Consider the following 9,836-nt stretch of genomic DNA (forward strand, 5'->3'; position numbering starts at 1 on the left):
CTACTCGACTCCTGCGGGAATTGCGAGACAGACGAGACCCTGCAGGAGCATAGCGACGAAGCGGCTCGGCGCACGCACGCGGAAAGCGAGTGGTAAGCTTCGGAAAACCTGATCTATCCTATAGAAAAATAAAAAGACTGTAGAAAACTCGTTTTTTTCGAGTTTGTCTACAGTCTACATCACTATTAGTAGTAATGTACTTTTTTAAATTTATGAAACATGTAGCCTTATACACTTTATGTTAATGTCAGCATCGTTTTCAATTAGTATCTACCCTAAGATAGAAGCTAAAACTGCTTTTTGGGCATGAAGACGATTTTCCGCTTGTTCGAAGATAAATGAGTTTGGTCCATCAATAACAGATGTCGCTACTTCTTCTTCACGGTGGGCTGGTAAGCAGTGCAAGAACATATAATCTGCTTTTGCATTCGCTACTAATGCATCGTTAATTTGATAATCATTAAAGTCTGCTAAACGTTTTGCAGCTTCCTCTTCTTGCCCCATAGAAGTCCATACATCTGTATAAATCACATCTGCATCTTTTGCTGCTTCAGCAGGATCATATGTGAATGATACAGTACTACCATTTACAGTTGCAATTTCCGTTGCTTTTCTCATGACTGCCTCACTTGGTTCATACGCTTTAGGTGTTGCTACAACTACATCCATTCCAACATGTGCAGCAGCTACTACTAATGAATGGGCTACATTATTTCCATCACCAATATATGCTAGTTTTAAGCCCTTCACATAACCTTTTTCTTCTGCAATTGTTTCAAGGTCAGCAAGTGCTTGACATGGATGAGCAAGATCTGTTAGACCGTTAATAACAGGAATAGATGCGTGTTCAGCGAGTTCTTTTACCATTTCATGTGAATTTGCACGAATCATAATACCGTCCAAATAACCTGATAATACATGCCCAGTATCATAAATAGATTCTCCACGTCCTATTTGTAAATCGCGAGCATGCATAAACATACCTTTTCCACCGAGTTGATTCATACCTACTTCAAATGAAATACGAGTACGTGTAGAATGCTTTTCGAAAATCATTCCTAACGTTTTCCCTTCTAATAACGGAGGACATTTCCCTTCTTTAGTAATAGTTTTCAATTGAATGGATAAGTCTAGTAAGCTCTGTACCTCCTCACTTGTATAGTCTACAAGTGAAATTAGATCTTTGCCTTTTAAGCTTTCTACTAATTTTAGTTGCACTAATTCTAATAGTTTCATATATGATCACTCCCAACTTTTTTATTGTTAATAACCATTATACATATGCATAAATATTAAATCAATTGTATTTTTATGTTTTTTCCAAAAAATTAAAATCCTTTGCTCGTGTGAGCCAAGGATTTTAATATAACCTTATTCAAAGATAATTTTATTTACTGTTTCACGGTCTAATTTCTTAATCACTTCAACGATTAATTTAACGGTATTTTCAAAGTCATCACGATGTAAAATCCCTGCATGTGAATGAATATAACGCGTTGCAATACCGATTGATAAAGAAGGTACACCGTTAGCAGTTATGTGAATGGCACCTGCGTCTGTACCGCCTCCTGGAATAGCTTCATATTGGAATGGGATGCTATTTTCATTTGCAGTATCCACCACAAGATCACGTATACCTTTATGTGCAATCATCGAAGCATCATAAATAATAATTTGTGGGCCAGCACCTATCTTACTCGTTGATTCTTTTGATGTAATTCCTGGTGTGTCACCAGCAATACCTACATCAACTGCAAAACCGATGTCAGGTCGAATTTTATGCGTCGCTACTTTAGCTCCACGTAAACCAACCTCTTCTTGGACAACACCACATCCATAAACGACATTCGGATGTTTTTCGTCTTTTAGCCCTTTTAATACTTCAATTGCAATCGCACAGCCGATACGGTTATCCCATGCTTTAGCAAGTAAATGTTTTTCGTTTTTCATCACTGTAAATTCAAAATAAGGTACGACCATATCGCCAGGTAAGATACCCCATCCTTCAGCTTCTTCTTTAGAAGTAGCGCCAACGTCGATGAACATATCTTTAATTTGGAAAGGTTTGTTGCGTACTTCTGCTGGTAAAATATGCGGTGGTTTAGAACCAATTACACCAATAATCGTTTCACCTTTACGCGTAATGACTTGCACGCGTTGTGCTAGCATTACTTGTGACCACCAGCCACCGATTGTTTGAAATTTCAAGAAACCTTTATCATCAATTTGAGTGACCATGAAGCCTACCTCATCTAAATGGCCTGCTATCATAACTTTAGGTCCGTTTGCATCGCCCACTTTTTCAGCGATTACTCCACCTAAATTATCACTATCCATTCTGTCAGCAAAAGGTGCGATGTACTTTTTCATTACCTCGCGTGCTTCACGTTCATTACCTGAAGCAGCACGTGCGTCAGTTAGTTCTTTTAACATTGTTAAAGTCTCATCCAATTGTTGCATTATTTCGTCCTCCTAAATATTCGAATCTTCAACTATTATAATTCAATAATAGCCAATTTTCAAAAAATACTCTAGTATCCATTGCGCTGACGTTCATAATTTTTTTCGTTTTTTGCGATATACGCTTGCACGATATCATCAGCTGTAAAATCTAATGCATTTGCCAGGGCACCATATAAAATCCATGCATCTTCATATTGTGCTCTCTCAGGCTTAAGAATGAAGTTTAGAACTGCCCCTTCCGTCTGGATGAAGAGATCTGTCAAATCTCCCTCACGACATGCTGTTGGCCACTCTACTAAATCATCGAAACCCTTCATAATACCTAATGATAATAAGAAGTGAATAGAATCTACAAACTCTTCTAAAATCACCGAACGCTCAGAAGGTCCCTTTGTGCTCCAAAACTTAAAGCAACGTGTTTCATTTGCAAGTTCACCTAACTCAACAAGTAATGCTAACCCTTTTTCACGGAATACATCCTTTGTAATTTGTTGTGTTTCTTCAATAAATGCATCAAGTTGTTGCTGCATTGTAAAAAGTTTTTGTAAATTCATTATAATTCCCCTAACATTTTTGAAACTTTTCTATCTCTTCTATCGTATAGGAAAGAATAATGTTTGTACAAGGGGGAACTGTAGATGCTTGTTCTCATTCGTGTTTCATTAGTTGTGCTCATTTTATATGTCATGTATAAAGTCATTCGCTACTTTTTTAATCCAAAGCGAAAATTTGAAGATGCGGTACAACGAAGAAGCTACTACTTCTATGATGATTCAAAAAACGCACGAAAGAACTTTTTTATTTCTTATAAAGGCGCTATGTTCGAGGGTGAAAAGTATCTAGGATCAGCTAATGACACATTAGATGTCGTATCCATCTTCATTGATACGAAAAATGTAATGGAACTCCAAGGCTTAAAGAAAGATGATTTTCTATTTTTAGAAAGCGAAATCCGTCGCCACTATCCAAATGCGACAATTAATTGGAAAAATCCAATTGAACAATTGATGAAGTAAAAAAGTACCGTCTTTTTAAGACGGTACTTTTCAGTATCTCGATAAAAGGTATTCAGAATGCTCGCATCCTGAATGTCTTTTGTTTTTTTATATATTTTCGTTATTGTGATCCTCTTTAATACCATTTTAGGAATTAGCCAAGTCCAATTGGCTAATTTGTTTAAATTTACAGCAGGAAAAGTAAGCATCGCTTGCATGAACACTTTTTTAAGACCTTTAAAGTTGTCCACCGCACCCTCAATTTTGAGGTACTAGTTGATATAAAGCAAATCATTTCAATTTGATCTTTGCTTTTAGGATTACTTTTTCTCGTCATCATTTTCTATCACCTTCAAAAGATTTGTTTTTATCACATGTGTAGTTGATTAGAGCGGAGGTTGCGACTCCTGCGGGAAAAGCGGGACTGTCCAAGACCCTGCAGAAGCGTAGAGACGAAGCGGCTTGGCGCCTGCCCGCGGAAAGCGTCCAGAAATCAACGGTCTTATCTATTTTTTAAAAGAAAAAAGACTGTAGACAAACTCGAATTTCTTCGAGTTTGTCTACAGTCGGAAAGGTACCTTCTTTTTATGACGGTACTTTTTTATTAATAGATAGCTAATGAAATGACGGCATAAATAACCGCAATCGCCGGTAAGCCAAATGCAAAGGAGGTATGTTGCGTTTTATGACGAAAAATTCGCATACCTATATACGAACCTATTCCCCCTCCAAAAAGTGCAACAAGCCATAAAGTCCTTTCTCTAATACGCCATTCATGATTGATAGCCTTTCTTTTATCATAACCCATTAAAATTAAACCAATTGCAGACATAAGTAATATCCAATAAAGTATAATTGCACTCATCTTATTCTCCTTCCAGAGACATATTTTTCTTATAAAAAACACACAGTCTAATTGCTGTGTGTTTTTACTGATTATTACAATTATATATACTTATACAAATACTATACTAATTATTTTGCTGTTACATAGGTTTTCTTCGCTGTAATATAATAACCATTCGTTAATTTTAATCGTGGGGTACCATTCGTTCCGTATGCAATACTACTTAATTTGACAGTAGATCCTACAGCAATTGCTTGTCCTCTATTAGCTGCCGTAAAAGAAGTACTTTTATATTGATATACTTTCTTAGTAACTTTTACTTGACCAGGGTTACTTGTCAAATAGTCATAATAGTTAGTTGGTAGCTTTAATACGTAGTCTTTATTTGCAGTGATATATGAGCCCGATGTCGTTATTAATCTCGGAGTACCATTCTTCGTATACGCAATGTCTTTAATACTTAAAATCGTATTCTTTTTGACACCTGAAATTTTATTACTAGATGTAAGATTTACACTCTTGTATGCATTTAATCCTTTTTTCACAACAATGTTTTTTGGCACTGTAGTGTAGTACTGATCAATATTACTTGTTACTTTTAAAACAAATTTTTTGTTCGCAGAAATATATTTACCATTCGTTAATTTTAGTCGCGGAGTACCGTTTGCAGTTTTAACAATACCTGAAACTGATACTATAGAATTCTTACTTAATGCAGCACCTTTATTTGCAGTTGTAAAACTTGTGGAACTATATTGATAGACCGTTTTCTTCACTACTACTTTTTTAGGGTTAGTTGTATAATACTCATCTTTCCCTGCTGTGTCAGTTTCAGCTTCTTCTGTAAAGAATTGCAGTGGTGTATTTGGATTTAAACGATTTAAATCCACGTAAGTTGAAATACCAGGAACAACCCCCTTATCTGTATATTGCCATAGATTATAATTATAGGCTGGAACAGTATTTGTATTGTTGTAACGTGGAATCCAAACAAAATCAAATTTTGACGTATCAATATTTAAATCTTTATATAAATGGTGCGCAATGTAAACACCTATTTTTTTATCTGTTTTAGTACGCAGTTGCTTCACGTATGCGTTGATAATTGTACGCATACTTTCGCCAGATTTACTCGTATTTTCTTCAACATCTAATACATAAAATTTAGCATCTTTACTAGCACGATTGTAAAAAGAATTTGCCTCTACTTTCGCATCTGCAGTAGATTCCGCTAGGCTATATGAATATACCCCAAAAGGTACGCCGTATTTAAGAGCACCAGCTTCATATTCCTTGTGTTTTATATCTTCTAAAATTGAACCATATTGGGTGCGAATAATAACCAGATCTAAATTCTTACTTGCTGTCGCCCAATCGATAGTTCCTTGCCATTTTGAAATATCCGCAATAACCGGTTCCACAGCACGTAATTGCAAATTAGAATTTGCCTTCACTTCAGGTTCGGTTTCCCACTTTGTTTTGCTATCTGGATTAGCAGGCCCTAATTCACTTGCCGAGGTGGTTTGCAAGGCAAAAAAACTTACAGCGACTAAACAGAATAGCATTGTTATAAAACGTAGTTTTTTCATATTTTGTAGCTCCTTATGTATTTTCGCTATTTCAATATGTGAAGCAATCTAGAAATAGCCACTTAAGCATAACAAAATCTATATAACAAATTGAACACAACTCCAAATCATTTCCTTTACGAACTTTAAATTCATCTAACAGTTGTATATCATAACAGTTCCAAAATGTTATATTTCACAAACAAAAAATGAAACTAAAAGAAAAACAATGAAAGGGAACTACACTCCCCCCATTGTTTTATTTTCCCCTATCAACTATTACTGCACATAACTTTTATTTGCAGTTGTATAATAGCCATTTGGTAGTTTAAGTCTTGGCGTACCGCCTTTTGTATAGACAATTGCAGAGACTTTTAGCATTTTACCTTTTGCTATTGCCATATCTCTATTTGCTGAAGTTAAAGAAGTACTTTTATATTGATATATTTTCTTTACTGTCTTTACTTCAATAGGTTTAACTGTAATATAATTCGCAATGTTAGCTGTTGTTTTTAATACATATTTTTTATTTGCAGTTACATATGTCCCCGAAGTGGTTTTCAAACGTGGTGTACCACCCTTTGTATAATCAATATCTGCAATACTAACAATCTTACCTTTTTTTAATGTAGAAACTTTTTTAGCAGTTGTAAAACTTGTACTACTATAATTTGTCACATCATTTTTTATAACGACATTCTTTGGAACTGCAGTATAATAATCGTCAATATTTGAAATTAACTTTACTACATAGCTCTTGCTAGCTGTAATATACATTCCATTAGCTAATACTAATCTCGGTAACCCATTGTTAGAGTAGTCTATACCTTTTACTTCAACAATTGTATTTTTGCTCAGTGAACCTGCTTTCTTCGAAGTAGTAAAATTTTTGTTGGTATATTGATTCACTTTTTTTCGTATAGATACTTTCTTAGGATTCTTTGTATAATAATTTGAAAGATCAACAGGTTTGCTATTTTCTTTTGTAAAGAAATCTAATGATACATTCGGGTTTAATCTATTTAAATCTACATTTGTATTAATTCCAAGCACTGTTCCTTTGTCCGTATATTGCCACAAGTGGTATTCATAGTCCGGAGGTGTATCTGTAGTGCTATATCGTGGAATCCATACGAAATCAAATTTGGTTGTATCAATGTTTAATTGTTTATATAAATGGTGTGCGATATAGACGCCAATTTTTTTATCTGTTTTCGTGCGTAACTGGGCTACATATGCATTGATAATATCACGAACACTCTCTCCATTAGTTGCTGTTTCTTCAATATCAATTACATAAAATTTAGCATTTTTGTTAGCACGATCGTAAAAAGTATTTGCTTCAATTCTCGCTTCTGCAGTAGATTTAGCCATACTATATGAATAAACACCGAATGGCACACCGTATTGCAATGCTCCTGCTTCATATATTTTATGATATGTATCTTCTAAACCACTACCATATTGTGTACGAATAATCGCTAAGTCTAGTACTTTACTAGCTGTTGCCCAATCTATTAAATATTGCCATTTCGAAATATCGGCAATGACTGGCTCAGCTGATTGTACTCTAACATTCATATTGTACTGCTCTTTTTCTTCTTTCTCCCATTCAGTCGTGCTATCTGGATTAGCTGGCGCTAAATTGTTCGCAGCCAAAGTTGTTATACTAATAGAACAAATTACAATCATGCAAACAAGTGTAAGTATAATACGTTTCTTTTTCAATGTTTAAATCCCCTTATACCTTCTTCTAAAGTCACCCTACTATGTATCTAGACTTTGAACTCTATGAGTTTAACAAATTCATGCGTCTTCTAACATCCACAATTTAGACGAATTTTATTTGCCCAACTAGTTCAATACAAGCAAAATTGTTATTCTAAGAAAACTTTAGACCTATAATTGACTATTAATTTTTCAAAAAAGTATAATTCATATGACTTTTTTAATAACTCTTCGTTTTCTACATAAAAATGCCATTAATAGATTTTACACTACTAATGGCATTTGAGGTTCTTATGCTTTTATCTCTAATTGCATGGCTGGTCCGAAAAATTCATAATGTACTTGCGATTCTTTGAAGCCTAAAGTATATAAGTCATTGATGACCGCTTCCATAAAGTTAGCTGGACCACATACATAAACGTTGCTACCTTTAGCTACATGTTGCTGTATAAAAGCACTATTGATAATACCATTGGGTTCATCAGAATTTAATTTTAAATACTTTGCATTTGGCATTTCCGCTAATAATGTATCAATTTCTCTTTCAAATGCATGGTAGTTTTCGGAACGAGCGCAATGGATAAATGTTGTCTTACGATCAACATCTGTAGTTGCAATTGTTTCAAACATACTCATTAAAGGTGTGATACCTACGCCACCACTAATGAATGCAACCGGTGCTGTTGAAGTCATATCTAATTGGAAATCACCAGCTGGAGCACTTACTTGTAATGTATCTCCCTCTTTTAACTGTTCATGTAAATAAACTGATACGACTCCATTTGGATGTCCTTCATCTTCACGTTTAACTGAAATTCGGTATGCCTCTTCACCAGCTGCTTGCGATAAGCTATATTGGCGATTATGCAAGTACTTTTCGCCTGGAATTTCAATTTGTACTGTAATATACTGGCCTGGTTTGTATGCAGGTAATTTTTTAGCATCAGCAGGTTTTAAGTAAAAAGAAACGATTTTTTCGTTTTCCTGTATTTTTTTCACTACCACAAATTCTTTAAAGTAGCGCCAACCACCTTCTTGAGCTTCCGCTTCTTTGTACATCACTTCTTCTGTTTGGATAAATGCATCAGCAATTACGCCGTATGCTTCTCCCCATGCTTGGATAATTTCATCTGTTGCTGCATCATCAAGAACTTCTTTTATCGCTTTTAATAAAAACTCTCCGACAATTGGATAATGCTCTGCTTTTATGCCTAAGCTACGGTGTTTATGAGCAATCTGTTTTACAACGGGTAAAATGGCTTCTAAGTTTTCAATATGCACTGCTGCTGCATAAACAGTGTTTGCTAAAGCAGTTTGTTGACGCCCTTTTGCTTGATTTGCATGATTAAATATATTTAATAGTTCAGGATGTGCTTCAAATAGATTACGGTAAAACACTGTTGTAATGGCCTTACCATGGACTTCCAATACTGGTGCTGTTGATTTTACAATTTCCATTGTTGATTTAGATAACATATCAAACACTCCTTTTCTTAACTGTCTATAATTTACGCCTATTTCTACTTTAAAGCAATATATAAAATACATCTTTAACACAAAAGACACATTTAAAATACATCTTTTGATTTTTTAGACACAATTCAATGCCATGTTATAATGTAAAAGAAATGGTGGTGAATCAAATGCGTTTAACTTTGTATACAGATTATTCTCTACGTGTCCTATTGTATTTAGGCGCAAGAAACATTGAAGACCTCTCTACAATTAAAGAAATTTCGGAGGCTTATGGTATTTCTAAAAACCATTTGATGAAGGTAACGCACGAACTCGGAAAACTTGGTTATATTGAAACTGTTAGAGGTAGAGGTGGCGGTATCAGATTAGCCTTAAATCCAGAAGATATTGTCATCGGAAAATTAGTCCGACAAACCGAGGAGGACTTCTACCTTGTAGATTGTTTTAATCCAGAATCGGTGGGCTGTATTATTTCACCTGTCTGCAGTTTAAAGGGTGCTCTAAACAAAGCACTGCATGCATATATTGCAGTTCTTGATGAATATACTTTAGCTAATTTTCTGCACTCAAAAGAGGAATTAGCTGCACTGTTATTTCCTGACCAAAAATAAAAAGAGATAATCTCCTTAATCAAAAAGCGATTATAGATTATCTCTTTTTTATTTGTTACTTTGTCAAATTAAGTGCAACACTTGCTCCATGAACGCTTCGTGTGCAGATTTCCAGCCCAAGCATTTTCTTGGGCGATTATTAATTAAA

At 34.9% G+C, this 9,836-nt stretch carries 9 protein-coding genes; 2 read left to right on the plus strand and 7 right to left on the minus strand.

Annotation, left to right across the window (positions count from 1 at the left end):
* Positions 1–270 precede the first annotated feature (270 nt).
* The 3 genes from argF to ACQKMD_RS14485 form a co-directional block, all read right to left on the minus strand.
* Positions 271–1,236: an ornithine carbamoyltransferase gene (argF, locus tag ACQKMD_RS14475; RefSeq protein ID WP_427752856.1), complete on the minus strand. Its 966-nt coding sequence runs from the start codon at positions 1,234–1,236 to the stop codon at positions 271–273.
* Positions 1,237–1,371: 135 nt separating this feature from the next.
* Positions 1,372–2,460 (minus strand): M42 family metallopeptidase, encoded by a 1,089-nt coding sequence (locus ACQKMD_RS14480; protein WP_427752857.1) that lies wholly within the window; start codon positions 2,458–2,460, stop codon positions 1,372–1,374.
* 71 nt (positions 2,461–2,531) lie between these two features.
* A complete protein-coding gene (locus ACQKMD_RS14485) occupies positions 2,532–3,017 on the minus strand; it encodes a dUTP diphosphatase (RefSeq protein WP_427752858.1) in 486 nt (161 codons plus the stop codon).
* Positions 3,018–3,101: 84 nt separating this feature from the next.
* On the opposite strand from ACQKMD_RS14485, the gene ACQKMD_RS14490 reads away from it, so the two are divergent.
* Complete coding sequence (locus ACQKMD_RS14490; RefSeq protein WP_427752859.1) at positions 3,102–3,479, plus strand: sigma-w pathway protein ysdB; 378 nt, start codon at positions 3,102–3,104, stop codon at positions 3,477–3,479.
* A 583-nt stretch (positions 3,480–4,062) separates the two neighbouring features.
* Here the strand turns inward: ACQKMD_RS14490 and ACQKMD_RS14495 are convergent.
* From ACQKMD_RS14495 to hmpA, 4 genes are all read right to left on the minus strand, one after another.
* The gene (locus tag ACQKMD_RS14495; protein WP_427752860.1) at positions 4,063–4,323 is read right to left on the minus strand and encodes a DUF1294 domain-containing protein; all 261 of its coding nucleotides are present in this window, start codon (positions 4,321–4,323) and stop codon (positions 4,063–4,065) included.
* Between the two features lie 110 nt (positions 4,324–4,433).
* On the minus strand, positions 4,434–5,894 hold the full coding sequence (locus ACQKMD_RS14500; protein WP_427752861.1) for a DUF5776 domain-containing protein: 1,461 nt from the start codon (positions 5,892–5,894) through the stop codon (positions 4,434–4,436).
* 258 nt (positions 5,895–6,152) lie between these two features.
* Positions 6,153–7,601: a DUF5776 domain-containing protein gene (locus ACQKMD_RS14505; protein ID WP_427752862.1), complete on the minus strand. Its 1,449-nt coding sequence runs from the start codon at positions 7,599–7,601 to the stop codon at positions 6,153–6,155.
* Between the two features lie 291 nt (positions 7,602–7,892).
* The gene (hmpA, locus tag ACQKMD_RS14510) at positions 7,893–9,077 is read right to left on the minus strand and encodes an NO-inducible flavohemoprotein (RefSeq protein ID WP_427752863.1); all 1,185 of its coding nucleotides are present in this window, start codon (positions 9,075–9,077) and stop codon (positions 7,893–7,895) included.
* A gap of 167 nt (positions 9,078–9,244) precedes the next feature.
* On the opposite strand from hmpA, the gene ACQKMD_RS14515 reads away from it, so the two are divergent.
* Positions 9,245–9,688, plus strand: coding sequence for an RrF2 family transcriptional regulator (locus tag ACQKMD_RS14515; RefSeq protein WP_427752864.1), 444 nt, complete (start codon positions 9,245–9,247; stop codon positions 9,686–9,688).
* Positions 9,689–9,836 lie beyond the last annotated feature (148 nt).

The organism is Viridibacillus sp. NPDC096237 (genome assembly GCF_050278625.1).
Lineage (GTDB): Bacteria > Bacillota > Bacilli > Bacillales_A > Planococcaceae > Viridibacillus.

What these genes read in the sequence shown, in the direction of transcription:
- argF (WP_427752856.1), bottom strand. Translation starts at nt 1,236, where the DNA reads ATGAAACTATTAGAATTAGTGCAACTAAAATTAGTAGAAAGCTTAAAA.
- ACQKMD_RS14495 (WP_427752860.1), bottom strand. Translation starts at nt 4,323, where the DNA reads ATGAGTGCAATTATACTTTATTGGATATTACTTATGTCTGCAATTGGT.
- hmpA (WP_427752863.1), bottom strand. Translation starts at nt 9,077, where the DNA reads ATGTTATCTAAATCAACAATGGAAATTGTAAAATCAACAGCACCAGTA.
- ACQKMD_RS14490 (WP_427752859.1), top strand. Translation starts at nt 3,102, where the DNA reads ATGCTTGTTCTCATTCGTGTTTCATTAGTTGTGCTCATTTTATATGTC.
- ACQKMD_RS14480 (WP_427752857.1), bottom strand. Translation starts at nt 2,460, where the DNA reads ATGCAACAATTGGATGAGACTTTAACAATGTTAAAAGAACTAACTGAC.
- ACQKMD_RS14515 (WP_427752864.1), top strand. Translation starts at nt 9,245, where the DNA reads ATGCGTTTAACTTTGTATACAGATTATTCTCTACGTGTCCTATTGTAT.
- ACQKMD_RS14500 (WP_427752861.1), bottom strand. Translation starts at nt 5,894, where the DNA reads ATGAAAAAACTACGTTTTATAACAATGCTATTCTGTTTAGTCGCTGTA.
- ACQKMD_RS14485 (WP_427752858.1), bottom strand. Translation starts at nt 3,017, where the DNA reads ATGAATTTACAAAAACTTTTTACAATGCAGCAACAACTTGATGCATTT.